A 23,490-nucleotide genomic window follows, 5' to 3' on the forward strand; every position below is an offset into this window, starting at 1 on the left:
AATGCGTGATCTCCCGATGGAAGCCCCGAACACCTATGACGCAGAGCCGATCCCCGAAGCCGCCCGCGCGGCGATCGACGCGCTGATGCGCTCGGGCGATTTGTTCCGCTACACCGCGTCGGAAAATTCCCCCGTCACTTTGCTGGAGCAAGAGTTCGCAGCCCTTCTGGGGGCCAAATACGCGCTGGCGGTGTCGTCGTGTTCCGCCGCTTTGTTCCTTGCGCTGAAAGCGCTGGATCTGCCCCGCGACGCCAAGGTATTGATCCCTGCCTTTACCTTCGCCGCCGTGCCATCTGCGGTGGTTCATGCGGATTGTCTGCCGGTTCTGGTCGAAGTCGGTGACAATTACCGCGTCGATCTGGAAGATCTGAAACGCAAGATTGTCGATGCCGACGCGGTCCTGATCAGCCACATGCGGGGCCACACATCCGACATGGATGCGATTTTGCGACTGGCGGACCAGCACGGATTGCCCGTGATCGAAGACGCCGCGCACTCGCTTGGCACCACATGGAACGGTCAGAATATCGGCACGCTTGGCAAGATCGGCTGCTTCTCGTTCCAAAGCTACAAGATGATTAACGCGGGTGAAGGTGGCATCATGATCACCGACGACGCGGAACTGGTGGCCCGCGCCGTCATCATGTCCGGCGCGTATGAGCAAAATTGGTCAAAACATGCCATCGTGGGTGAGGAAGCGGCGAAGTGGCAGAACAAACTGCCGCTGTATAATTTGCGCATGCAGAACCTCAGCGCCTGCGTGATCCGGCCTCAACTGCCGGAACTTGCGCGGCGCGTGACGGACGGCCGCAGCAACCACGACTATGTGGCGACCCGTCTTGAGGCGAGTGGCTTCTTCACCGTTCCCGCCCCACTGGAGCCGGAGCTGCGAGCGCCGGATTCGATCCAGTTCAACCTGAATGACTTTTCCGAAGCACAGGCCCGCGCCTTCATGGACGCAACCCAAGCGCGCGGGGTCAGCACGCAGGTGTTCGGGCTGTCCGACAACAACGCCCGCGCCTTCTGGAATTGGCAATTCATCCCTGGCGAGGTACCGGACTTGCCCAAGACCCGCGCCATGCTGGCGAAGGCCTGCGACACCCGCCTGCCCGCGCGATTGGCCCGTGAGGAACTGGACTACATTGCCGACGCCCTGATCGCTGCGGCGCAAGACGTGCGCGGCTAGCTCAACACCCGCATTTTATCTTTGAGCCACGGCATCTTATGGGTGCAGTATTCGACGATGTCGCGCTGGAACAGCGGACGCATTTCGGCGGCAACGCGGGCGGGAATGTCTTGAGTGGCCCCTTCCCGCGCCATCAAGGAGATGCGGCGCGACAGCGGCTCGAACGGTGGCTCGAACACATCGACGCGGTCGATGAAGCGTTTGGCCCGCATCACGCCGAGCGGGGTCAGGATGGTCCACCCCTCACCGCGTGCGACCATGGCCATGATCGCGTGATAGCTATCCAACTCGAACCGGTGCGAGGCGTGCAGCTTGACCCGTGAGAGGTGCGAGGCGATCTGACGGCCCATCACATGGCGCGAGGTGTAGAGGATCAAAGGGTTGGCCCTGAGGCTTGCCATCAGATCGTCGCTCTCGCGCACCATGCGGCGCGGGGTGACCACAACGAACGGATCCTCCATCAGCGGGTGGACTTCGTAGGAAGGCGGCAAATCACTGGGTTCGGCGGCCACGGCCATATCCAGAGCGCGGGCTTCGAGCTGGTCCAGCAGGCGATGCGACGCGCCGGTTTCCAGCAAGAATTGCGCTTTGGGCATTTGTTCGGCCAGCCGTGTCAGCAGCGCGGGCGTCACGTCGGCATCGAAATCCTCGATCACGCCGAGGCGCAGGCGCATGCGGGCGGAGAGGTCTTTCAGGGTCAGCTCCGACGTGGCCAGCGCGGCCTCGTGCAGAATGGTCTGTGCGCGGCGCAGGAACAACTCTCCGGCTTGGGTCAGCGGCATCGGGCGCTCGGTCCGTGTCAGCAGGCGCGCGCCAAGGGCGGCTTCAAGATTGGACAACTGTTGGCTGACTGCGGACGGGCTGGACCCCAACCTGCGCGCGGCGGCGGTAATGGATGGCTCTTCGGCGGCAGCGACGAAGATTTCTATCTGCCACAAAGTTATTTTTCCCGGTGTGTCGACCATATGAAATCCTTAGCACACAGGCGCTAATCCCGATTGCCGAGGTCTCGCACCAAGCGTAAGCTACCCCCAACTCAAACCGGAGACCAGACACATGCGTGACGATAGCCCTAACTCTTGGGAGGCCCGCGCGGACGCCCATTCCTTCTACGGCTTTACCGACCTGCCCTCGATTGCGGAGCGTGGCACGGTGGTGCTGACCCATGGCGAAGGCCCTTATGTCGTCGACGTGCATGGGCGCAAATATCTCGACTCGAATTCCGGCCTTTGGAACATGGTCGCGGGGTTTGACCACAAGGGCATGGCCGAGGCCGCGAAGGCGCAATATGATCGCTTCCCGGGTTACCACTCTCTGTTCGGGCGGATGTCGGATCAAACTGTCATGCTGTCCGAGAAGCTGATCGAAGTCTCGCCCTTCAAGCGCGGCAAGGTGTTCTACACCAACTCCGGCTCCGAGGCGAATGACACGATGGTCAAGATGCTATGGTTTCTGGGCCGCTCCGAGGGCAAGCCAGAGCGGCGCAAAATCCTGACGCGCAAGAACGGATATCACGGGGTGACTGCGGTCGCGGCCTCGATGACAGGCAAGCCATATAACGAGGTCTTTGGGCTGCCGTTGGACGGCTTCATCCACCTGACCTGCCCACATTATTGGCGTGAAGGCCGCAAAGGCGAGACCGAAGCCGAGTTCACCGCACGTATGGGCAAGGAATTGGAAGACGTGATCGAGCGCGAAGGTGCTGATACAATCGCGGCTTTCGTGGCGGAACCTGTGATGGGCGCTGGTGGCGTGATCCCGCCTTCCGAAGGCTATTTCAAAACTGTCGCCCTTATTCTGAAAAAACACGGTATCCCATTGGTAGCAGACGAGGTGATCACCGGCTTCGGGCGCACGGGATCGGATTGGGGCTGTCAGGCGTATGACTTCATACCGGACGCGATTATCTCGTCCAAGAACCTGACCGCAGGCTACTTCCCGATGGGCGCAGTGATCCTTGGCCCAGAGTTGGCCGACCGACTGCAAGCGGCAGTCGAGGAGGTCGAAGAATTCCCGCATGGCTTCACCGCCTCCGGCCATCCCGTCGGCTGCGCGGTTGCCTTGAAGGCGATCGAGGTGATTATGGAAGGCTCCGACGGGGCCGCACCGCTGATCGACAATGTCCGCGCGCTGACCCCGAAATTCGAAGCCGAAATGGCCCGTTTGGCGAAGCACCCTCATATCGGGGAAGCCCGTGGCAAAGGTCTGATGGGGGCCTTGGAGGCCGTTAAGGATAAGGCCACCAAAACGCCATTCGATGGCGATTTGAGCGTGTCGGAACGGATTGCAAATACTTGCACTGATCACGGTTTGATCTGTCGCCCTCTGGGTCAGGCCGTGGTGTTGTGCCCTGCCTTTGTCATGATCGAGCCGCAGATGGACGAGATGTTCCAGAAGCTGGAGGCAGCATTAAACAAGGTGTTTGAAGAGGTCGTTTAGGCCGAAACCGCCAAGCTGACGGCCATGAAGAAACAGCCGGAGGCCGCGACGACAAAACCGTGCCAGATGGCGTTGGAGAAGCGCAGGCTTTCCCATTTGAAGAACAAGATTCCGGCGGTGTAAAGAATGCCGCCGGACGCCGCACACCATCCCGCGGCCGGCGAGGTCTCGAAGACCGACCACATCAACGCAACGCTGATCCAGCCCAAGCCCACATAGAGGGCCGCGTTCCAGCGACCCGGAGCGGACCACCGGAACAGCTTGGTAATCGCCCCGAACAACGCCAAGGCCCAGACGATCGCCAGCACCACATAGCCGAAGGCGGTCCCGATGGTAACGACGAACGGCGTATATGTTCCTGCGATTTTTAGAAAGATCGTCGCGTGATCAGCGCGGCGCAGATGGGTGCGCAGATGCTCCCACGGGGTCATGTGATAGGCACCTGAAACGGTGAACATGGCAATCAAGCCAACCCAGTAGACGCACAGCGCCACAAGCTGGCCTGTCGTTATATGGTCCCAGCGGTAGGCTAGAAACAACACGATCCCGATCAGCGACGCACCCAATCCGAGCGCATGGACCAGCCCGTCGGCGAATTTCTCGGCACGGGAATAGTCTGGATATGGGGTGTCAGGATCAGCCATGCTGCAATCATAGACCCAAAACTTAACATTTCGATGCAACCGCCACGGAAACTTCCGTGACGTCACCTTGGCTATTTGCCCATTTTTGCGACGGCCGCCTGCATGTCAGCAAGCTGTTTCTTGATCGCATCAAGCTCTGACGTGTCTTCTTTCTTGGCTTTGGTACCAGACTCGGTTTCGGCGTATTCGTCAGAGCCAGGACCGGTCCAACCACCCATCATGGACTTCATGAACGCCTCTTGCTGCGCCTTGATCTGCTCGAATCCCGGAACCGCGTTCATCGGGCTGGCGATACGCTCGACCATCTTGCTTTGGCCTTCGCGCAGCATCTCGAAGCTGGCAGCGAGGAAGTCGGGAACCATGCTTTGAGCATTGGTAGTGTAGCTGCGCACAAGGTCAGTCAACACATTGATCGGCAACACGTTTTCGCCTTTGCTTTCATTGTCGGCAATGATTTGCAGCAGGTATTGGCGGGTCAGGTCGTCGCCTGATTTCAAATCAATAATCTGAACATCGCGGCCTTCTTTGATGAAGCCGGAAATATCGTCGAGCGTCACATAATCGCTGGTCTCGGTATTATAGAGCCGCCGAGAGGCATATCGTTTAATCAACAACGGTTTCAAGTCAGCCTTACCCACGAAATATCTCCCAATATTGCAGCGCAGAAAAACGCTAGCGCAGGTGCAGAAGAAAAGAAAGGGGGCGCGGAACTTGCCGCCAAGTGCTCATCGGCCTTGCAATGCAGCCATAAACTGCGCAATCCTCGCCCCGTCGATGTATTTTAAGACCAACACATTTTAGAAGGACATGCCTCATGGTGAATTATGAAGGCCAAGTTATCGCGATCCGCAGACTGTCTGCCGAGGTTGATGTCGAACTGACCAAACTCCTCGGACGCACCGAGCCAATGAAAGCCGGAACGGCGGCCCATGCTGATCTTGCCCGCAAGATTGACCAATGGCGTGGAAGTGCTGCGGCGATGCAAAAGGCCGTACGTTCCAAGGAAGGTCTGCTGAACAAATCGCATGGCAGCAGCTTGAAGAAGCACGGCAATTACGAAGTCAAACAAAGCTATGCCAGCCAGATGGGCAATATGAGCCGTCTGCGGAAAGATTTGCTGGCCCTGCTGAACAAGATCGCCGATTTGATCAACGCGGCCACCACCCCTGTCAGCGACGAAGTGGCAATCATGAACGGGGTCAAATCCGCTCTGAAAGCAATTACCGAAGGCGGTGATGATATCGTGCTGACCCAGCAGCAGACCCAGACGCTGACAGCCCAGATCAGCAAGGCGAGCGGTCCGATGGAATCTATCGAAGGCTACAACCCGAACCAACCGGTGGGTTTGCTTACGCTGGCATTGGTGATGTTCGTGACCGCGAAGAAACTTCTGGGACGCAACAGCAAAGCCTAGCCCCTTCCCTATCGCGCAATAAAAAGGGGTGGGCACAAGGCCCACCCCATAAATCTGTGCGCTTTAGGGAGGATAAGCGCCAGTGTTTTAGTACTTAAGCTTAAGCTACTTTAGCAGCTTTTTTAGCGGAAGCAGCCAGTTCGTCTGTTGCTTTTTTAACAGCAGCCGAAGTGTCTTCCTGGATGTCTTTGCCAGCAGCCATCAGCAGCTCAACAGTTTCCATTTGCACTTTTTTCGCAACTTCAGCGAAAGCAGCCATGTGCTCAGCGGAAGTTTCAGCAGCTGCAGAAGCGAAGTCGGAAGCGGCTTTTGCGTAGTCAGCAGGCTCTGCTTGGGCTTTAGTCACGCCGGACATTTTTGCCAGAGTTTCTTTGGTCCATTTGGAAGACAGGTCAGCGGAAGTCGCTGCTGCGTCCAATGCAACTTTGGACATTTTTTCGCCCAGAGCAGCAGAGTTTTTAACTGCTTCGTTGTAAGCGGACATGTCTACCGGGAAGGCAGCTGCCATGTCGGAGAATACTTTTGTGAAGTCTTGTGTTTTGTTAGCCATGGTCATGGTCTCCAGTTATGTGGGCCAATTGCGGCCCGATGTTTTGTTTGCGTCTGCAGCATATGTACGTGCTGCACTGCGGCATTGCAAGTACTTTCTGCACTGCAGCATAAATTTTCTCTCCCCTCGAAAACCACCCCTAAAACGGACAAGGCGCGGAGCGATTTCTCGCGTCCGCGCCTTAGCAGTAAGGGCCTTCAGGTAGCCTAACCCTTGTTGGATTTCACCTTAACATATGTCCCCGGAGCTGGGCCAAGTATCGGAAATTGCTCACTTCCTGGCTCTCGTGCTGGTACCATCTTGGAGGATTTCTCTGCCAACCACGCATCCCAGCGCGGCCACCATGAGCCTTCATTGAAGGTCGCGCCAGCCCACCAGTCATCTTGCGTGCCGGTCATGTCTTTGTTGGTATAGTGGCCATATTTTTTCTTCGATGGCGGGTTGATGATGCCCGCGACATGGCCCGACTCAGACACAATGAAGGTTTTGTCCTCGGATCCGAACTGCTTGATTCCCGCGTAGGATCCCCGCCAGGCCGCGATGTGATCCGTTTCACACGCGACAGCACAGATCGGCAGCTCGATATCCGCCAGCGACAAAGTCTCGCCCGACAGTTCCATCGTACCTTTGGCCAGCTTGTTGCCCTGACACAGCTCACGCAGATACTCGACCACAAAGCGCCCGGGCAGGTTGGTGCTGTCGCCGTTCCAATAAAGAAGGTCAAAGGCCGGAGGCGCCTCCCCCAGCATGTAGCTGCGGATTGCGGGGCCGTAGACCAGATCGTTTGCCCGCAGGTAAGAGAAGGTGCGCGACATGAAGAAGGAATGCAGGAAGCCCTTATCAGCCACCTGACGCTCGATCCCGTCAACGAAATCATCCTCTAGGAAAACGCCCATCTCGCCGGGATCTTCAAAATCGGACAGCATGGTGAAGAACGTGGCGGATTTGACCGTCTTATCCCCGCGCTTCTTCATCAAAGCCAAGACCAGCGACAGTGTGGTGCCTGCGATGCAGTAACCGACGGCGTTCAACTGCTTCTGGCCGGTGATTTTCTTCACCTGCTCGAACGCGGTCAGATAGCCATCATCCACATAGGTGTCGATGCCCACATCGGCATAGCTTTCGTCAGGATTGACCCAAGAGACGATAAACAAGGTATGCCCCTGATCGACGACCCACTTGATCAAGGAGTTCTGCGGCTTCAGGTCCATGACGTAGAATTTGTTGATCCAGGGCGGGAAGATCACGATCGGGGTCGCATGGACCTTTTCCGTGGTGGGTTTGTACTGGATAAGCTCGAACATATGGTTGCGGAACACGACCGAGCCTTCGGTCGCCGCAATGTTCTCGCCCACCTTGAAGGCGGTCTCATCTGCCAGACTGACCAGCAGGTCTCCCTCATTGGCCTCGATGTCATGCACGAGGTTTTCCAACCCCTGCACCAGCGATGCCCCATCGGTCTCGACCGCTTTGGACAAGGCTTCGGGATTGGTTGCCAGAAAGTTGGTTGGCGCGAACATGTCGACGATCTGCTGGGCAAAGAACGAGACCCTGCCCTTTTCGTGGTCGCTCAGCCCTTCAAGATTCTGCATCGCGTCGGTGATCGCCGCCGAGGAATACATGTATTGCTGCTTGATGAAGTTGAAATAGGGATGCGTATCCCAAAGCTCCGACTTGAACCGGCGGTCGGTCGGCCCTTTGTCCTCGGGGGCTGCAATCTTGCCATGCACGAAGGGCTGCTGGGCCTCTACATAGTGTTTTAAAGATTTCCCCCAATAACTGACTTGTTGCTCAAGAATTTTGGAAGGGTTGTTCATCATTTCGGCCATATAGGCCGCGGCAGCTTGCATGTAGACCTCTTGGCCGGGGGCTTGCAAACCCGGGTCAGCGGACTTTTTCTTGCCCATCGCCGCAACCAAACGTTTGGACAACTCGTCCATCTTGGAAAGATTCGCATTGAGGCGCTCAAGCTTCTCTGCCGCGGCAATATCGTCCGGTGTGTCAGTTTTGGTTGTCATTTTAAGCTTTCCACAATACCTTGATGCTGCACCTGCGAAGTATCGTCCGCTAGCTTGGGAGGCAAAGCGACGAATTGACGTAGGGACAAGTTTACGCTCGAAAGGAGCCTCCTGTGAAGTATATGGCAACTTATGACCTGATGGAAACGATGCGCGTTACCAATCAGTGGTTGGGGGCAACAGCGGAAGCTATTGGCGCCCATCCTGCGGTGGCATTGGCCCCCAATCCGTTTTTCAAAATGCTCGGCGCTTGGGGTGAAGTAACCGAACGCACATTCGCGCGAATGGTGACGAAACCTGCCTGGAATATCGCCTCGGTTGTAGGCGAAGATGGCCGCGATCACCTTGTGAAAATCGAGCATGTCGTAACCAAACCGTTCGGCGATTTGATCCATTTCAACGTCACGGACCGCCCGTTGAAAGACCGCAAAATCCTGCTCGTCGCCCCTATGTCCGGCCACTACGCAACGCTGCTACGCTCTACCGTTGTGAGCCTACTGCCAGAGGCTGAAGTCTACATCACAGACTGGCACAATGCCCGGGATATTCCGGTTAGTTCCGGCAAGTTCGACATTGAAGACTACACGCTTTATATTGTTGATTTCATGAAGGAAATGGGTCCAGATACGCATTTGATCGCAGTGTGTCAGCCAGCCCCGCTTGCCTTGGCTGCGACGGCCTATCTTGCCGAAGAAGACCCAAAGGCGCAGCCGCGTTCCTTGACCCTGATTGGCGGCCCTATTGACCCCGATGCCGCTGCGACAGACGTCACCGACTTCGGTCGTCGCGTCACCATGGGGCAGTTGGAAGAAACTGCAATCCAGCGTGTCGGTTTCAAGTACAATGGCGTAGGCCGCATGGTCTATCCGGGCCTGCTGCAATTGTCCTCGTTCATTTCAATGAACTCAGATCGTCACGCCAGTGCTTTCAAAGAGCACATCATGGCGGTGTCGCGAGACGACATCGGCGCGCAAGCGAAACACAATAAGTTCTACGACGAGTATCTGGCTGTCATGGACATGACCGCAGAGTTCTATCTTTCGACCGTCGAACGCATCTTCAAAGGCCGCGAAATTGCCGAGAATCGGTTCACCGTAAATGGCAAAACCGTGGACCTCGGGAAGATCACTTCGGTGGCTGTGAAGTCGGTCGAGGGCGCAGAGGACGACATTTCGGCCCCCGGTCAGTGCATTGCAGCATTAGACCTTTGTACTGGTTTACCCGACAGCAAGAAGGCCTCTCACGTCGAGCCAGGCGCGGGTCACTATGGTATTTTTGCCGGTAAAAGCTGGCGCAACAACATCCGCCCGCTTGTTCTGGACTTCATCGACGAGAACTCGGACGCGCCCAAGCCCGCCAAGCGGACCAAAAGCAACGTCGCTGTGCTTAAGAAAAAGAACGCCTAGGCGGCAAGCCACTGCTTCAAGGCGGCATTGACCGCCTCGGGCTGCTCCAGCGTCGGCAAATGTCCGGCATCCGGCACGACAACCAATGTTGCCCTGAAAATTAGGTCCGCCATGAATTGATGGCGGGCCACAGGGCACAGCCGGTCATGCTCACCGCATAAAATCAGCGTCGGTATCTTCAGCTTGCGCAGGACATTCTGCTGGTCGGGCCGGCGTTGCAGCGCCCGCGATTGCCGCAAAAACACCCCCTCCCCCATATCCAGCGCCATATCCATCACCAGATCCAGAACCGCCTGCCGCCCGGCACCAGGGGCAAGATAGTCAGGTTTCATTTCCTCGCGCATCACTTCGACCAGTGACCCGGCCATCACCCGCGCGATCTGCGGCTCGCGCGCGGCGGCATAGGCCGGAGTTTCGGCCAGCGCGTTGGTATCCATCAAAGCAAGCCGTGTGACGCGGGTCGGTGCGCGCCGCACCACCTCCATCGCTACGATCCCACCCATGGACAACCCCGCCAAGGCGAAGGTCGGGGGGGCGCTCGCAAGAACCTCGGTCGCCAGAGCCTCGACTGTTTCATGCGCGCAGATTGGTGCGAGATGGATCGCCCGATCCCGCCCGAGTGCCTTGATCTGGGGGCCATAGAGCCGCCCGTCACACATCATTCCCGGCAAAAAGACAAGGGGTTCAGGCATGATATCCTCCCTGAATGGCCATATCCGGCCCGCAAATGGCAAGGTTGCTCGAAAATGTAGGAAAAAGAAAATTATAGGGCATTTTTACAAGCTTAAGATTCGAAAACCGTTCGATTTTGAAAGCCAAAAGCCCATTGGACCACCCCAATTGGCAGCGTTTTTTACATGTCATCCAGCTCTCCCTAGCTGTCTCAACTTGTCTGCCAAACCGCGGCGTGATGCAATTGCCAATCACGGCATGTTAGCAACAGGCACTCCATCTCTCAGGAATCTCGGGTTGCGCAATTCCGCGAAAACGCGGGAAATCCGCGTATCGGGCCACCCGCGCGGATCGGTCTTCGTCCGGTTCGGCACCCGCCACCAACAATTTGCCACGCGGCGCGATATAGCTGGAAATCGTGCGGCGGGGCGTGGCTTCCCATGTCAGGTTGAAGGCTGCAAGCTTCGGGAAATACCACTGCTCCGAATAGGGCAGATGATCGTGAATCCAATAGGCCAGATCCCGCCAGTCACGTCCCCGCGCGTACTGATCCGCAAACCAGGGGATCACGATGGTCGCCCCGCCTATCGGCGACGAGGCCGAACAGTCCCAGATATGGCATTCTCCGGGATAGTCATTGCGCGCGCAGTTCAGCTTGTTCTCGTTGCCAAAACGGTTCAACTCCGGCGAACGGTAGCCGGAACGTATGGTGACACAGCCGAAAGTTTCATGCAGCGGATCTAGAAGGTCGCGACAAAAGGCACGGCCCACCTCAAGCGTCAGTTCCACATTTTCGGGGATGTTTTGAATTTTATGGAAATTGCCAATCTCCGAATACAGAAACTCCCGCATGAAGAAATACTTGGACAAACGCTCCCGCCCCAATGTCTCTAGCGACCACATGGAGGCGGGCTTGCGTTTCATCTTGGCTCAAATATTCCCGCCGGAGGCAGCGGCACAGTCGATTTCGACCACTCCAAACATGACGAAAGACACCCGGTGACCCATATCCTACAACCCCTCTATCCAGGATTTCATAAGCGCCACAGTTTCATCAGTCTGACCCGGGCTCAGGATATCTCCGGCAATCACGTGATTGAACGGATCATCCCCCTCGCCCATCTCACGCGGTGCCAAGGTCACCGGCCCGCCCCACTTGGTCGAGATTGCACGCGTCGTTTCCGCTGAGACAACACCGTCTTCGTCCGAAAACACGAACAAAACCGGCGTCGTTACCTTGGAGTAATCCGCATCGCGGGCGTATTTGACCAAAGCGGCCATCGGGATCAGAGCTGTGGTCGGGTAGAGCGTCGTCCAGTATTTGCCATGGGCGTCATTTTGCGGGGCGAAGCTGCGTTCGGCGCCTGCAACAAGCGCCGTCCAGCTGCGCGCCAAGGGCCATTCCAGAATAACAGAGGCGGGTGAGCGGACGCGGAAGTTTGGCGACACCATCGCAATGCCCTTTACTCTCTCCATCAAAGCCGAATCGGTTGCGGCAATGGCCGTTGCAGTTCCACCGGTCGAGGTCGCAATGACGATCACCTCCTCCCCAAGGCGTCGCCCGATAGCGAGGGCCTCGGCGGTGTCTTCCAACCAGTCCCCCGCGACAGGCTCAGCCATCGCCAACCCGCCCCGCCCATGACCCGCCAAGCGGGTGAAAAACAGGTTTGCCCCCAGCGCTGATGCCAAGTTGTCCGGTACAGGGCGGATTTCCTCGGATGTGGCAGAGAAGCCGTGGATATAGACGATGGATAGCTGCGTCTTCGCACCCACGTCTCCAGCCCAGACGATCCGCTTTTCAACGCCTTGGGTGATGTCGTCAAATGCCCTTTCAGATGCCGCAAGATAAGCGTCAAGGTCATCGCCCAACGCGCTGTCGTTAAAGGATATAACCGTATCGACAGGCTCGCGCGGAACAAACAGCCAGATCGCCCCGCCGATCAGAACCAGGGCAAGCAAAAACCGCCCCAGCCATTTCCCGAATGCCTGCATCACACGCTCCCAAGCACGTCAATTACAGCCGCTTCGATCACCCCAAGCGCCTGCGGGTCAGAGAACCGGTGATCCGCATCTTTCAACAACGTCAGCCGCATATCTGGCCCCTCCGCATGGTCCAGCAAACGCAACGCTACGGACATCTCCACATCCGCGTCAGCCGTCCCTTGCAAGAAACGCACCGGAAACGGCAGTGGCAACGGCGCGCGCAGCACCAGATTGTTGCGGCCGTCTTTGATCAGCCTTTTGGTGATAATATAGGGCTCGCCATAATCCGACGGCAAGGCCACCTGCCCGGCCTCAAGTTCGGTTTTTTGCGCGTCCGAAAAGCCGCCCCACATGCTGTCTTCGGTAAAGTCCGGTGCCGCAGCGATGGTGACCAGTGCCGCGATGCGTTCAGGGATGCGCTTGGCCATCAACAGCGAAATCCAGCCTCCCATCGACGAGCCGACAAGGACCTGTGGCCCCTCGGTCAGCGCTTCGATTGCGGCTTGCGCGTCCTCGGCCCAGTCTCCGATTGCCCCATCAGTAAAAGTCCCCGACGATTGACCATGCCCGGAGTAGTCGAACCGCAAGAAGGCGCGACCTTGGGCCTTGGCCCATGCTTCCAGATGGATGGCCTTCGTGCCGTCCATGTCGGATTTGAAGCCACCCAGAAACACTATACCCGGGCCTGTTCCTGCACTTTTGTGATAGGCAATGCGCCGGCCCGCGGCGGTGTCGAGATAGTCGGGCATACCCCCTCCTCAGATAAGGTTTTGGCCACGCTAGCGGCTCCGCACGCGGTTGCAACCGAAACGCGACGGCGCAAGTCTGTAAAGCGCTTATGCAAAGCCTCTTGCTCCACGCCGCCGTTGCCGTAAACTAAACCTCGGACTTGGGGGCGCGAAACAAATCTCTACACGTTTTGACACTGACGCGAAACGCGGGCTGACGCTGATCAGCCCGACGGCCATATATGTGCTGCTGCTGCTCGCCGTGCCTTTGGCGACGATCTTTGCCTTCAGCTTCTGGTCGCAGGATTTTCTGAGCATTGACCGCACCTTAACCCTCAAAAATTACCGCGAGGCCTTCACCGACCCGATCTACCGTGTATTCCTGCTGCGCTCGTTATGGATTTCCGGCGTGGTGACGGTGGTGACAGTCGTTCTTGCCTTTCCCATCGCTTATTTCGTGTCCTTCCACGTCCCGCCGGAGCGCAAGGCGCTGTGGATATTCCTGATCACCATCCCGTTCTGGACCAGCTACCTGCTGCGCGCTTTTCTGTGGAAGGTGATCCTTGGTTTCAACGGCGTACTGAACTCGGGCCTGCTGGGGTTGGGGATCATCGACGAGCCGCTGACCTTCATCCTCTACAACACCAATGCCGTGGTGATCACGCTGGCCCATGCGTTCGCACCGTTTACCATCCTGCCAATCTATGTGGCGCTGGAGAAAATCGACCGTTCGCTGCTGGAGGCCTCGCAAGATTTGGGCGAAGGCACCGCGCGCACCTTCTTCCGCGTGACACTGCCGCTCGCCATGCCCGGCGTCGTGGCCGCCACCCTGATCGTGTTCATCCCGACCATCGGTGACTACGTCACCCCGCGCCTTGTGGGCGGGCCGGACGGGTTGATGATCGCCAATATGATCCAGACCCAGTTCCTGAAACTGAATAACGCGCCCATGGGGGCCGCACTATCGGTGCTGGCCATGGGGGCCGTGACGCTGATCTCGTTGATCTTCCTGTTCGCCAACAGGAGGTTCCTCAAATGAACTGGCTACGCGTTTATGCCATCGTCTATTTGGTTTTCTTGTACCTGCCGGTGCTGCTGCTGCCTGTGTTCTCGTTCAACGACGCCACGGTCATCGCCTTCCCGCTGCAAGGGTTCACCACCCAATGGTTTAAAGAGCTGGCAGGCATCAGCGCCCTGCACGGCGCACTGAAGAACTCGCTATTCATCGGGATCGTGTCGGCCACCTTGTCCACGATCCTTGGCATCTGCGCCGCTCGCGCCTCCACACGTTACCGCTTCCCGTTCAAAGCCCCGATCATGGGCGCGATCATGTTGCCCTTGGTCCTGCCAGAGATCATCGTGGCCGTCTCCCTGCTAGTGGTCCTGATGCAGCTGGGCTTCTCGCTGACCTCGTGGACGGTCATCATGGGCCACACCCTGATCTGCACGCCCTTCGCCATCGCCATCCTGTCGTCGTCCTTCCAAGGGCTCGACCAGTCGCTGGAGGAAGCCGCCGTCGATCTGGGCGAAACCCGCTGGGGCGCGTTTAGCAAGATCATCTTGCCACTGGTCACACCCGGAATCGTGGCGTCGTTCCTGATCGCCTTCACCATATCCATGGACGAGTTCATCATCGCCTTCTTCCTGACCGGCGCGGACCCGACCCTGCCCGTCTATATCTGGTCGCAACTGCGCTTCCCCAAACGCCTGCCGTCGGTCATGGCCCTAGGGACGTTGTTGATCGTGGCCTCTCTGGTGCTGCTCAGCGTCGCCGAATATTTCCGCCGCCGGGGCATCCGCCGCACCGGCGCTAAAGACAGTGGAGGGTTCTTGTGAGCTCCATCATTTCGCTTTCCGGCATTCAGAAATACTATGGCGATTACCACGCGCTGCGCGGCATCGACCTCGAGATAAAGCAGGGCGAGTTCTTCTCCTTGCTCGGCCCCTCCGGCTGCGGCAAGACCACGCTGCTGCGGGTGATTGCAGGGTTCGAGGGCGTGTCCGAGGGGGTATTGCTCCTTGACGGCGCCGATATGGCCCGCGTGCCTGCGAACAAGCGCCCGACCAATATGGTGTTCCAAAGCTATGCCATCTTCCCGCATTTGACCGTCGGTCAAAACGTGGCCTTTGGGTTGCGGAAGAAGGGGTTGTCAAAGGATGACATGGCAAAGGCTGCCGCCGAAGCCTTGGAGATGGTTGGCCTCGCAGGCTACGGCGACCGCGCGGCGCATGCGCTGTCGGGCGGGCAAAGGCAACGGGTGGCGCTCGCCCGCGCGCTGGTCTTGAAGCCCAAGGTGCTGCTGCTGGACGAGCCGCTCTCCGCGCTCGACAAGAAGATGCGCGAGCAGATGCAATCCGAGCTGCGCCGCTTGCAACGCCAAGTGGGCATCACCTTCATTCTCGTCACCCACGACCAGGAAGAAGCGCTGATCATGTCCGACCGTATCGCCGTGATGTTTGAAGGCGAAATCGCACAAATGGCCTCGCCGCAGGAACTCTACCGCCGCCCCGCCACCCGCCGCGTGGGAGAGTTCATCGGCGTGATGAATTTCCTGGAGGCCAAGCAAACCGGCACCTCCGAGAAAACCATCAGTTTCGATGTCGAAGGGCTTGGCGCGGCTGAAATCGGAATCGACCAGTTCCCCGAAGGCGCACGCGCCTCTGCCGATGTGGTGGGCCTGCGCCCGGAGGCCTTGTCAATCCTGTTCGAGGGGCAAAAAACCTCAGGCCGCGTGGCAGATGCCACCGTTCAAGACCTCGCCTATTACGGCGACATGACCTATTACGAGGTCACGCTGGAAGGCTCGTCAACGCCCGTCACCATTTCCATGAAGAACCTGATCTCCCGCCCCGTGCTGGAGCGTGGCACAAAAACACGGGTTCAGTGGGACGAGCGGTCGCTGGTGATCTTCGCCGCTTGACCTTCGCGCTTTAGGCCGCCATTTACCCCCTACACATAACCCGCAACCGGGCGTTCCGTGGGCGCCAAACTGACGAGGAGCCTATATAATGGCCTCAATCTCCCTGACATTTCCTGACGGCAATTCGCGCGACTATGACGCGGGCGTAACCCCTGCCGAGGTCGCCGCTTCCATCGCGTCGTCGCTGGCCAAGAAGGCCATTTCCGCCACCGTGAACGGCCAGCATCACGATCTGCAATGGCCGATCGACGCTGACGCCTCCATCGCGATAAACACGATGAAGGACGAGGCCCCCGCGTTGGAGCTGATCCGCCACGATCTGGCCCACATCATGGCCCGCGCGGTGCAAGAACTGTGGCCTGACGTGCAGGTTACCATCGGCCCCGTGATCAAGGACGGCTGGTATTACGACTTCGACCGCGCGGAGCCATTCGTGCCGGAAGATCTTGCCGCTATCGAAAAGAAGATGCGCGAGATCATCAACAAGCGCGACGACGTGCGCACCGAGGTCTGGGACCGCGACCGCGCGGTGCAGCACTACAAGGATTCCGGCGAGCCTTACAAAGTGGAGCTGATCGACAGCATCCCCGGCGACGAGCCTTTGCGTATGTATTGGCACGGCGACTGGCAGGATTTGTGCCGCGGTCCGCACTTGCAGAACACCGGCCAAGTGCCTGGGGATGCGTGGAAACTCATGTCCATCGCCGGTGCTTACTGGCGCGGGGACAGCGACCGCGCGCAGTTGCAACGCATCTATGGTGTCGCGTTCCAGAACAAGGAAAAGCTGAAGGAATACCTGCACTTCCTTGAGGAAGCCGAGAAGCGCGACCACCGCAAGCTAGGCCGCGAAATGGACCTCTACCATATGCAGGAAGAGGCCCCCGGACAGGTATTCTGGCACCCCAACGGCTGGACCATCTACACCGAGTTGCAGGACTACATGCGCCGGATGCAGCGCAAAGGTGGTTACGTCGAGGTTAACACGCCACAGGTCGTCGACCGCAGGCTGTGGGAGGCGTCCGGCCACTGGGAGAAATACCAAGAGCACATGTTCGTGGTTGAAGTGGACGAAGACCACGCCCGCGAGAAGACGGTTAATGCGTTGAAACCGATGAACTGCCCCTGCCACGTGCAGGTGTATAACCAAGGCCTGAAATCCTATCGCGACCTGCCCTTGCGCATGGCCGAGTTCGGGTCCTGTGCGCGCTACGAGCCCTCCGGCGCGTTGCACGGCATCATGCGGGTGCGCGGCTTTACCCAAGACGATGGCCACATCTTCTGCCGCGAGGACCAGATCGAGGACGAAACTGCGATCTTCATCGAATTTTTGTCAAATGTTTACAAAGATCTCGGGTTCGAGAAGTTCAGCGTTAAGTTTTCCGACCGCCCCGACACCCGCGCTGGCAGCGACGAGGTTTGGGACAAGGCCGAAGCCGCGTTGCTGTCGGCCACCCGCGCCGCCGGGATCGAGCCGGAACTAAACCCCGGTGAAGGTGCTTTCTACGGGCCAAAGCTTGAGTTTGTGTTAACCGACGCCATCGGGCGGGACTGGCAGTGTGGGACGCATCAGGTGGATTTTGTGCTGCCCGAACGCCTTGATGCGAACTATATCGGCGAGGACGGCAACAAGCACCGTCCGGTGATGTTGCACCGCGCAACTCTCGGCTCATTCGAGCGGTTCATTGGGATTTTGATCGAGGAACATGCGGGCAAGCTGCCCTTCTGGCTGGCGCCGCGTCAGGTGGTTGTGGCCTCCATCGTGTCGGATGCGGACGCTTATGTGCTTGAAACTGTTGAAAAACTGAAAGCCGCGGGCATCCGTGCCGAGGCGGATATTCGAAACGAGAAGATCAACTACAAGGTGCGCGAGCACTCGGTCGGCAAGGTTCCGGTTATCCTTGCAGTCGGTAAGAAAGAGGTCGAGGACGGCACGGTCACGTTGCGCCGTCTGGGCGAAAAGCAAACTTCCGTCGTGGCGACGGACGGGCTGATTGCAGACCTCAAGGCCGAGGCCTGCCCACCTGATCTTACGTAAGGGTTTCCTCTAAGTCCTTGTTCCAGCCTAAATAAAGCGCCCCGTTATCAATCACGGGGCGCTTCATCAATGTGGGGTGCGCGGTGAGTTGGTCCAGCGGGTCGGCGGCGCGCTCGGCGTCGGACATGCCGCGCCATGTGGTGGAGCGGGTGTTGATCAGATCGGCCCCGAACGTATCCAGAAACCGCTGCAACTCGGCGCGGTCCAAAGGCGTGGCGCGGACGTCGATGAACTGTGCATTTGGCAGGGCTTTGAGCGCTTTGCGGCAGGTGTCGCAGGTCTTGATGCCGTAGAGCTTCATGCGGTTTTCCCTTCTGATTCCTTTAGTTTTATGGGGTTTGTCACAAAAATTGTCCAGAATTCGCCCACGCGAAATGCTTGAGGATCAAAGACTTACCTTACGTAACTCCGCCGAAAATGGGGGCATTAACTTCTGTTATTGAAGTTTCAAAAAGCATGCCTAATCTATTGATTGTGAGACAGACTTTACGTTTCGGCCTACTTCTACGGATGCACGCGCCCAACTTGAAGACACTGCTGCACCACCCCGCCGCATACCGCGGGCGGAGACTAGAAGGAGACACGGAATGGCCACTGGCACCGTAAAATGGTTCAACACCACCAAAGGCTTCGGCTTTATTGCACCTGACGATGGCGGCAAGGACGTCTTCGTCCATATTTCCGCGGTCGAGCGCGCCGGTCTGACCGGCCTGCGCGACGACCAGAAGATTCAGTACGAGATGATCGAAGGCCGCGACGGCCGCGCATCCGCTGGCGATTTGGTTGCGCTAGACTAAGCCCTAGACTGTTAAGAAACGACTAAAGCCCGCCCCACCGGCGGGCTTTGCGCGTTCTGGCGTTAAGGTTTGGGGGCTGTCTGCAAAGCGTCGGCAAAACGTCGGATTTTTGTCGGGCATGGTTTTGGGTCGGATTACGATCCGTTAATTTCTTTCCAAATAGATTTTTTCGAAAATCCTCGCGCAACTTCTGCCAAAACACTCTGGGCAGAGATTAGAACGTCCCTTACTTGAATTCGCGTCCACGCCCTCTCTTCATATCGGCTACGAACAAAATGTGGCAATTTTTGTAAGGCTTCACTTATTAATTTAATGTCATAATTGCCGGTCTTGTCGAGATGGACAATCGACTTGGTCAAGTCATGGCCGATTTCATTTCTCAAAAAATCTTCGCTTTCTCCCGACACCAATAGTGCAGACTTGACTGCTAGTTCGGAACAAATAAGTGCAGACTGTACACTCCCACGCAAGTCATAGGCGCCTAGCGCAGTCGCTGCGGCCGCTTGGTTGTGGAATGCCGCCATATCAAAGTACTTGCCCGCCTCGCCATCCGGCTTCTTAAATCCGTTCCACGGTGCTAGACACGCTCCAATATCGAGCACGTCACAAACTGCTTTAAAGAACTCTACCTCTTCTTTTGAATTTCCGCGAAGGCGTTGGAGTTGCATCTCGGTCGCGTCTGTCAGTGACGCAAGATCTAGCTTGACGGTCCCGTATGCGATTGGAACGCTTACTTTGAAAAACAGATCAAGGTGCACGCTGAGACCTACGAACTCTCCTCCGATTTGAACATCTTTCGGTCGATAAAACCTGTTGAGTGCAGCTTGGATTCTGACAACGTCACTATTTGGTGTTGCGCCGATTATAAACATAACGCCAGTTCTCTTGCATACTTCGTGTAGCAGCAAAGCGATAATGTCACCCCTGTGCAATTCAGGAATGTCACTCTCTTGTTCAAGTGAGCAACGGGAGATTGGACATGGGATGGGTGATGATGAGCGAGCGCGAGTTAAATCGCATAGAGGTTTTGGCGCAGGTTGATGATGGCCGGCTGAGCGTTGAGAACGGCGCCAACATGCTGGATGTGACGAAGCGCCAGATGTTCAGACTGCTGAAGCGATATCGAACTGACGGCGCGCCAGCGATCCGTCACCGTGCGCGCGGCAAGACCCCAAACAACAAGATTCATAAGGCAAAGCGCGACTTTGCGTTGGCGATAGTCAAAGAGAACTATGCGGATTTTGGCCCGACGCTCGCTGCTGAGATGTTAGTGGAACATCACGGCTTCAAAGTCTCACGAGAGACGCTGCGCAAGTGGATGCAGGAAGATGGTATCTGGCTGTCGCGCAAACAACGGCGCACGTTCCACCAACCTCGATTGCGCCGGGAATGTTACGGCGAGTTGATCCAGATCGACGGGTCTGACCATCGCTGGTTCGAGGATCGGGCAGATCCCTGCACCCTTCTCGTTTTCATTGACGATGCAACCAGCATGTTGATGGAACTTCAGTTTGTGCAATCGGAAAGCACCTTCAGCTACTTCGGCGCGTTGGAACGCTACTTGCTCAAACATGGCCGGCCGGTCGCCTTTTACAGCGACAAGCACTCGGTCTTCCGCGTGGCAAAGCCCAATGAACACATGACCGGAATGACCCAATTTGGGCGTGCCCTGGCAGAGCTAAACGTAGAAATTCTATGTGCAAACAGCAGCCAAGCCAAAGGTCGTGTCGAGCGTGCAAATCGCACGTTGCAGGATCGGTTGGTGAAAGAGCTACGCCTCGCCGGCGTTTCGAACATGGATGACGGCAACGCATTCCTGTCGGGGTTCATGAAGCGCTTCAACACCAAGTTTGCAAAGGCTCCTGCCAAGCCCGACAACCTGCATCGCGCTCTGAACATCGAACCTGAACGCCTAGCGGAGGTGTTCTGCCTGCGCGACAAACGCTATGTCACGAAGGATCTGACGCTCAAGTATGATCGCAAACGCATCAAGCTTGAGGTCAACGATCTGACGCGCGGCCTCGTCGGTAAATACATCGATGTCTACGAGATGGCAGACGGACGCATTCAAGTTCGCGCCAAAGGCGTTGCCCTGCCCCATATGATCCTGAACCCAGAGCGCAGGATAACGCATGCCGCGATCACAGAGAACAAACGTCTCGGTGCTGTGCTGGCCCACATCAAAGACGAACAGGACAAAGCCTCTCTGACGGTGAAGGTCAAACCTGTGAGCGCCAAGAACGGGTATAAGAAGACAGGACGCCGTTCACCCGGACGCCCTTCGAAGATGGACGCGTATTACGCCCAAAAACGCGCGGACCGTGAAGCCCGCGCAGCCAGCCAGACCTCCGATGTGTGAGGTCTACACTCTGTCAGGCTGCGCTACCGTTGGCGCCCTTGGTGACACTTCTGCTTTGCGCAATCGCTGACATTTCAGGTTGGCGTTTACACTTCGGTAACAGTATGAAATTGTCTTTGCGCGGGAGTATAATTTGAGTTGATAATCTCTCTATCAACTTCATCGACAAATCTTAGAAGGTCGATTTCTGAGAGTTTTCCTAGTTCACTCACCCAATAACCCCCTGAAACTCCCGCCATTCCCCCTTGCTCATGCCGGAGGTTTCCTGTGTGACCTCCTCGCCTTTCAGCATCCGGCGGACGCAGTCGACGGCTTTGCCGCTCAGTTGCGCGCCGCCCAAGCGGTAGTCCTCGAAGGCGGAGTATGCGGCGGGGACCCAGTCGGCGACGACGTTACAAATCGCGTCGGCGTAAACCCTTATTTCATACTGCGCATGGCTATCTGCACGCAGGCGCAGGAAGTGAAACAGATTGTGGAGGTCCACCTTCCAGTACCATTGCGTATAGATATTCGCAGGCAGGTTCATGCGGGCCAGTTCGCGGGCGAGGCCGTCTTGGCCGTCGTCGGAGATCATCGCCTCGTAGTTGTCGTAAGCGCGCGTGCTGTCGGCTTTGAGGATTTCCAAGACGCGGGCGGCCTCCTCCCCTTCAAGGATTTTGCCGCGGCCTTGGTTGTTCACCACGGACTGCGCGTTGATATGCTCGGGCGCGGGGATGTAGAACTCGCGGTCGAGGATCGAATAGCGGGCGGAGTATTCGTTGACGTTGGCGGTCCGGTGGCGGATCCACTGGCGGGCGACGAAGACGGGCAGTTTGACGTGCAGCTTGATCTCGCACATCTCGAAGGGCGTGGAGTGCCAGTGGCGCATCAGGTAGCGGATCAGGCCTTCGTCGTTTTGCACCGACTTGGTGCCCTTGCCGTAAGAGACGCGGGCGGCTTGGCAGATGGCGCTGTCGTCGCCCATGTAGTCAATGACGCGGATGAAGCCGTGGTCGAGCACCTCGTGGGCGGTGTAGAGATGCGCCTCCATCCCCGGCACGGTGGCGCGCATGGTGGTGTTTTGCTGGGACCGCGCGTCGGCGATTTCCTGAGCTTGATCTGGGGAAATGGGCATTGCGGCACTCCGGCGTAAGGGGATTCGAGGGTTGAGGCCACATATTGCGTCACAAGGGGGCTTCGCATCAAGATGATGTTAGCGTTATCCACAGGGTAATCCCAATTCGCCGCACCATCGGGCGATTGTTTAGCAACACTCGACAAATTCGCCCCCAAATGCTGCCGCTGGGTCGTTGACTTTTGACCGCCATCAACGGACTTTCCTACAAAACGCGCCGAGAGCGCATATTCGGGCAGTGAGATATAGCTATGATCCTTAATTCCGCCGTGAAGGCCTTTGGTATTCTTTCCGTTTCCGCGCTGATTGCGTGCGGCGGTTCTGGCGACAATCCGGTGACGGGTGGCACGGTTGATACCGACGTCGATCCGACGGACCCGAATGTCGTCACCGGCCAGAAGTTTGCCTTCGACAGATCGGTCGGACTGGTGGCGAACAGCATCGAGTTTCGCGAGAATGTCGCCGGTGACCCGTCGGATGACCAGCTGGTGATCAACAATATCCCGTTTGACACGACGACCGGCGAATATGACCGCACGGGTACCCTACCCAATGGCTGGGGCCTTTATCAAAACACCGAACGCAATCTTGAGGGCCGCCTTCAGTATTTTGCGGTGTTCAACCAATCCGCGACGGCCGACGTTGAAGGTGGCGTCGCGGCGTCCCCGCAATATCGCGGCTCCATCGGGAACGCCGGCGCAGTGATCCGGCGTTCCGGCACGCCAGTGTCGCTGCCTGTGGCTGGCATTTTCAACTATACCGGCTCCTATTCGGGCATTCGCGAGATCGACAATGATCTGGACACCACGGGCACCGTTCCGGGGATCACTTTGGTTACCGGCGACGCACTTGTGCGCGTTGACTATGGTGACTTCGACGTCACTGGTGACATCGTCGGCTCCATTTCCAATCGCAACGTCTACGACGTGAACGGGACCTTCTTGGGAAGCCTGTCCAATGTCAGCCTTGCAGAGGCGCTTATCGACCGCCCGACCCAGACTATTAACGAAAGCGGTGCAAGCTCGCAAGACGGCCTGCTTAGCGGCACATGGGAGGGCGTGTTCGGCGGTCCGACCGGGAATGAAATCGCTGCCTATGTGATTCTCAACGGCACCACCCCCTCCACCCCCGGCGCAACGCCTACCGACCCGGTCATTCCGGGTGTAGATGTGCGCGAGCTGGGTGTTTTGCTGGTTGCCCAATAAAATCAGGCAGTGCCTTGCT

Annotated in this window: 23 protein-coding genes; 11 read left to right on the forward strand and 12 right to left on the reverse strand. The window is 57.5% G+C overall.

Annotated elements, in window-relative coordinates; translation table 11 throughout:
- The first annotated feature begins 1 nt into the window (after nt 1).
- A complete protein-coding gene (locus tag BDE40_RS07685) occupies nt 2-1,186 on the forward strand; it encodes a DegT/DnrJ/EryC1/StrS family aminotransferase (RefSeq protein ID WP_246030387.1) in 1,185 nt (394 codons plus the stop codon).
- Here the strand turns inward: BDE40_RS07685 and BDE40_RS07690 are convergent.
- Entirely contained in the window at nt 1,183-2,151 is a 969-nt protein-coding gene (locus tag BDE40_RS07690; RefSeq protein WP_134013924.1) for a LysR family transcriptional regulator, read from the reverse strand. The genes BDE40_RS07685 and BDE40_RS07690 overlap by 4 nt on opposite strands.
- A 91-nt stretch (nt 2,152-2,242) precedes the next feature.
- On the opposite strand from BDE40_RS07690, the gene BDE40_RS07695 reads away from it, so the two are divergent.
- Nucleotides 2,243-3,625 carry an aminotransferase gene (locus BDE40_RS07695; protein ID WP_134013926.1) on the forward strand — a complete coding sequence of 461 codons (1,383 nt, stop codon included), beginning with the start codon at nt 2,243-2,245 and terminating at the stop codon, nt 3,623-3,625.
- Here the strand turns inward: BDE40_RS07695 and trhA are convergent.
- Both trhA and phaR read right to left on the reverse strand, forming a co-directional pair.
- Entirely contained in the window at nt 3,622-4,269 is a 648-nt protein-coding gene (trhA, locus tag BDE40_RS07700) for a PAQR family membrane homeostasis protein TrhA (protein WP_134013928.1), read from the reverse strand. The genes BDE40_RS07695 and trhA overlap by 4 nt on opposite strands.
- 71 nt (nt 4,270-4,340) lie before the next feature.
- Entirely contained in the window at nt 4,341-4,907 is a 567-nt protein-coding gene (gene phaR / locus BDE40_RS07705; RefSeq protein ID WP_246030388.1) for a polyhydroxyalkanoate synthesis repressor PhaR, read from the reverse strand.
- 176 nt (nt 4,908-5,083) lie between these two features.
- On the opposite strand from phaR, the gene BDE40_RS07710 reads away from it, so the two are divergent.
- A complete protein-coding gene (locus tag BDE40_RS07710) occupies nt 5,084-5,683 on the forward strand; it encodes a hypothetical protein (protein ID WP_134013930.1) in 600 nt (199 codons plus the stop codon).
- Nucleotides 5,684-5,783: 100 nt separating this feature from the next.
- On the opposite strand, the gene BDE40_RS07715 is transcribed toward BDE40_RS07710, so the two are convergent.
- The gene (locus BDE40_RS07715) at nt 5,784-6,233 is read right to left on the reverse strand and encodes a phasin, PhaP (protein ID WP_134013931.1); all 450 of its coding nucleotides are present in this window, start codon (nt 6,231-6,233) and stop codon (nt 5,784-5,786) included.
- Nucleotides 6,234-6,439: 206 nt separating this feature from the next.
- On the reverse strand, nt 6,440-8,251 hold the full coding sequence (locus BDE40_RS07720) for a PHA/PHB synthase family protein (protein ID WP_134013933.1): 1,812 nt from the start codon (nt 8,249-8,251) through the stop codon (nt 6,440-6,442).
- A gap of 113 nt (nt 8,252-8,364) precedes the next feature.
- Between BDE40_RS07720 and phaZ the strand changes: the two genes are divergently transcribed.
- Nucleotides 8,365-9,657: a polyhydroxyalkanoate depolymerase gene (gene phaZ, locus BDE40_RS07725; RefSeq protein WP_134013935.1), complete on the forward strand. Its 1,293-nt coding sequence runs from the start codon at nt 8,365-8,367 to the stop codon at nt 9,655-9,657.
- Here the strand turns inward: phaZ and BDE40_RS07730 are convergent.
- The 4 genes from BDE40_RS07730 to BDE40_RS07745 form a co-directional block, all read right to left on the reverse strand.
- Nucleotides 9,654-10,349 (reverse strand): alpha/beta fold hydrolase, encoded by a 696-nt coding sequence (locus BDE40_RS07730; protein ID WP_134013937.1) that lies wholly within the window; start codon nt 10,347-10,349, stop codon nt 9,654-9,656. The two genes, phaZ and BDE40_RS07730, sit on opposite strands and share 4 nt — an antisense overlap.
- A gap of 241 nt (nt 10,350-10,590) precedes the next feature.
- On the reverse strand, nt 10,591-11,232 hold the full coding sequence (locus BDE40_RS07735) for a hypothetical protein (RefSeq protein ID WP_134014711.1): 642 nt from the start codon (nt 11,230-11,232) through the stop codon (nt 10,591-10,593).
- A 108-nt stretch (nt 11,233-11,340) separates the two neighbouring features.
- Nucleotides 11,341-12,321 carry an alpha/beta hydrolase gene (locus tag BDE40_RS07740; RefSeq protein ID WP_134013939.1) on the reverse strand — a complete coding sequence of 327 codons (981 nt, stop codon included), beginning with the start codon at nt 12,319-12,321 and terminating at the stop codon, nt 11,341-11,343.
- Nucleotides 12,321-13,061: an alpha/beta fold hydrolase gene (locus BDE40_RS07745; protein ID WP_134013940.1), complete on the reverse strand. Its 741-nt coding sequence runs from the start codon at nt 13,059-13,061 to the stop codon at nt 12,321-12,323. Before BDE40_RS07745 ends, BDE40_RS07740 begins: the two co-directional genes overlap by 1 nt.
- A gap of 157 nt (nt 13,062-13,218) precedes the next feature.
- On the opposite strand from BDE40_RS07745, the gene BDE40_RS07750 reads away from it, so the two are divergent.
- The 4 genes from BDE40_RS07750 (at nt 13,219) to thrS (ending at nt 17,996) form a co-directional block, all read left to right on the forward strand.
- Nucleotides 13,219-14,079, forward strand: coding sequence for an ABC transporter permease (locus BDE40_RS07750; protein ID WP_134013942.1), 861 nt, complete (start codon nt 13,219-13,221; stop codon nt 14,077-14,079).
- Nucleotides 14,076-14,876, forward strand: a complete 801-nt coding sequence (locus tag BDE40_RS07755) for an ABC transporter permease (protein WP_134013944.1) — start codon at nt 14,076-14,078, stop codon at nt 14,874-14,876. The genes BDE40_RS07750 and BDE40_RS07755 overlap by 4 nt, the downstream gene beginning before the upstream one ends.
- A complete protein-coding gene (locus tag BDE40_RS07760; protein WP_134013946.1) occupies nt 14,873-15,961 on the forward strand; it encodes an ABC transporter ATP-binding protein in 1,089 nt (362 codons plus the stop codon). The genes BDE40_RS07755 and BDE40_RS07760 overlap by 4 nt, the downstream gene beginning before the upstream one ends.
- Nucleotides 15,962-16,049: 88 nt before the next feature.
- Nucleotides 16,050-17,996, forward strand: a complete 1,947-nt coding sequence (gene thrS, locus BDE40_RS07765; protein ID WP_134013948.1) for a threonine--tRNA ligase — start codon at nt 16,050-16,052, stop codon at nt 17,994-17,996.
- Here thrS and BDE40_RS07770 read toward each other — a convergent pair.
- Complete coding sequence (locus tag BDE40_RS07770) at nt 17,989-18,297, reverse strand: arsenate reductase family protein (RefSeq protein ID WP_134013950.1); 309 nt, start codon at nt 18,295-18,297, stop codon at nt 17,989-17,991. The genes thrS and BDE40_RS07770 overlap by 8 nt on opposite strands.
- 286 nt (nt 18,298-18,583) lie before the next feature.
- Between BDE40_RS07770 and BDE40_RS07775 the strand changes: the two genes are divergently transcribed.
- Nucleotides 18,584-18,793, forward strand: coding sequence for a cold-shock protein (locus BDE40_RS07775; RefSeq protein ID WP_021099906.1), 210 nt, complete (start codon nt 18,584-18,586; stop codon nt 18,791-18,793).
- A 134-nt stretch (nt 18,794-18,927) separates the two neighbouring features.
- On the opposite strand, the gene BDE40_RS07780 is transcribed toward BDE40_RS07775, so the two are convergent.
- On the reverse strand, nt 18,928-19,665 hold the full coding sequence (locus BDE40_RS07780; RefSeq protein ID WP_134013951.1) for a ribosome-binding factor A: 738 nt from the start codon (nt 19,663-19,665) through the stop codon (nt 18,928-18,930).
- Between the two features lie 107 nt (nt 19,666-19,772).
- Between BDE40_RS07780 and BDE40_RS07785 the strand changes: the two genes are divergently transcribed.
- Nucleotides 19,773-21,152 carry an ISNCY family transposase gene (locus BDE40_RS07785; protein WP_121027988.1) on the forward strand — a complete coding sequence of 460 codons (1,380 nt, stop codon included), beginning with the start codon at nt 19,773-19,775 and terminating at the stop codon, nt 21,150-21,152.
- A gap of 208 nt (nt 21,153-21,360) precedes the next feature.
- Here BDE40_RS07785 and thyX read toward each other — a convergent pair whose 3' ends face one another.
- Entirely contained in the window at nt 21,361-22,266 is a 906-nt protein-coding gene (gene thyX / locus BDE40_RS07790; protein WP_134013953.1) for an FAD-dependent thymidylate synthase, read from the reverse strand.
- Between the two features lie 251 nt (nt 22,267-22,517).
- Here thyX and BDE40_RS07795 point away from each other — a divergent pair, with 251 nt between their 5' ends.
- Complete coding sequence (locus BDE40_RS07795) at nt 22,518-23,471, forward strand: hypothetical protein (protein WP_134013955.1); 954 nt, start codon at nt 22,518-22,520, stop codon at nt 23,469-23,471.
- Nucleotides 23,472-23,490: the final 19 nt, after the last annotated feature.

Source organism: Litoreibacter halocynthiae (assembly GCF_004365635.1).
Classification (GTDB): Bacteria; Pseudomonadota; Alphaproteobacteria; order Rhodobacterales; family Rhodobacteraceae; genus Litoreibacter; species Litoreibacter halocynthiae.

Coding starts and splice junctions, on each gene's coding strand:
- BDE40_RS07735 (WP_134014711.1), bottom strand. CDS start 11,232: ATGTGGTCGCTAGAGACATTGGGGCGGGAGCGTTTGTCCAAGTATTTC.
- BDE40_RS07780 (WP_134013951.1), bottom strand. CDS start 19,665: ATGTTTATAATCGGCGCAACACCAAATAGTGACGTTGTCAGAATCCAA.
- BDE40_RS07770 (WP_134013950.1), bottom strand. CDS start 18,297: ATGAAGCTCTACGGCATCAAGACCTGCGACACCTGCCGCAAAGCGCTC.
- BDE40_RS07740 (WP_134013939.1), bottom strand. CDS start 12,321: ATGCAGGCATTCGGGAAATGGCTGGGGCGGTTTTTGCTTGCCCTGGTT.
- BDE40_RS07690 (WP_134013924.1), bottom strand. CDS start 2,151: ATGGTCGACACACCGGGAAAAATAACTTTGTGGCAGATAGAAATCTTC.
- trhA (WP_134013928.1), bottom strand. CDS start 4,269: ATGGCTGATCCTGACACCCCATATCCAGACTATTCCCGTGCCGAGAAA.
- BDE40_RS07785 (WP_121027988.1), top strand. CDS start 19,773: ATGGGATGGGTGATGATGAGCGAGCGCGAGTTAAATCGCATAGAGGTT.
- BDE40_RS07745 (WP_134013940.1), bottom strand. CDS start 13,061: ATGCCCGACTATCTCGACACCGCCGCGGGCCGGCGCATTGCCTATCAC.
- BDE40_RS07755 (WP_134013944.1), top strand. CDS start 14,076: ATGAACTGGCTACGCGTTTATGCCATCGTCTATTTGGTTTTCTTGTAC.
- BDE40_RS07730 (WP_134013937.1), bottom strand. CDS start 10,349: ATGCCTGAACCCCTTGTCTTTTTGCCGGGAATGATGTGTGACGGGCGG.
- BDE40_RS07795 (WP_134013955.1), top strand. CDS start 22,518: ATGATCCTTAATTCCGCCGTGAAGGCCTTTGGTATTCTTTCCGTTTCC.
- BDE40_RS07695 (WP_134013926.1), top strand. CDS start 2,243: ATGCGTGACGATAGCCCTAACTCTTGGGAGGCCCGCGCGGACGCCCAT.
- thyX (WP_134013953.1), bottom strand. CDS start 22,266: ATGCCCATTTCCCCAGATCAAGCTCAGGAAATCGCCGACGCGCGGTCC.
- BDE40_RS07715 (WP_134013931.1), bottom strand. CDS start 6,233: ATGGCTAACAAAACACAAGACTTCACAAAAGTATTCTCCGACATGGCA.
- thrS (WP_134013948.1), top strand. CDS start 16,050: ATGGCCTCAATCTCCCTGACATTTCCTGACGGCAATTCGCGCGACTAT.
- BDE40_RS07775 (WP_021099906.1), top strand. CDS start 18,584: ATGGCCACTGGCACCGTAAAATGGTTCAACACCACCAAAGGCTTCGGC.
- BDE40_RS07710 (WP_134013930.1), top strand. CDS start 5,084: ATGGTGAATTATGAAGGCCAAGTTATCGCGATCCGCAGACTGTCTGCC.
- BDE40_RS07685 (WP_246030387.1), top strand. CDS start 2: ATGCGTGATCTCCCGATGGAAGCCCCGAACACCTATGACGCAGAGCCG.
- BDE40_RS07720 (WP_134013933.1), bottom strand. CDS start 8,251: ATGACAACCAAAACTGACACACCGGACGATATTGCCGCGGCAGAGAAG.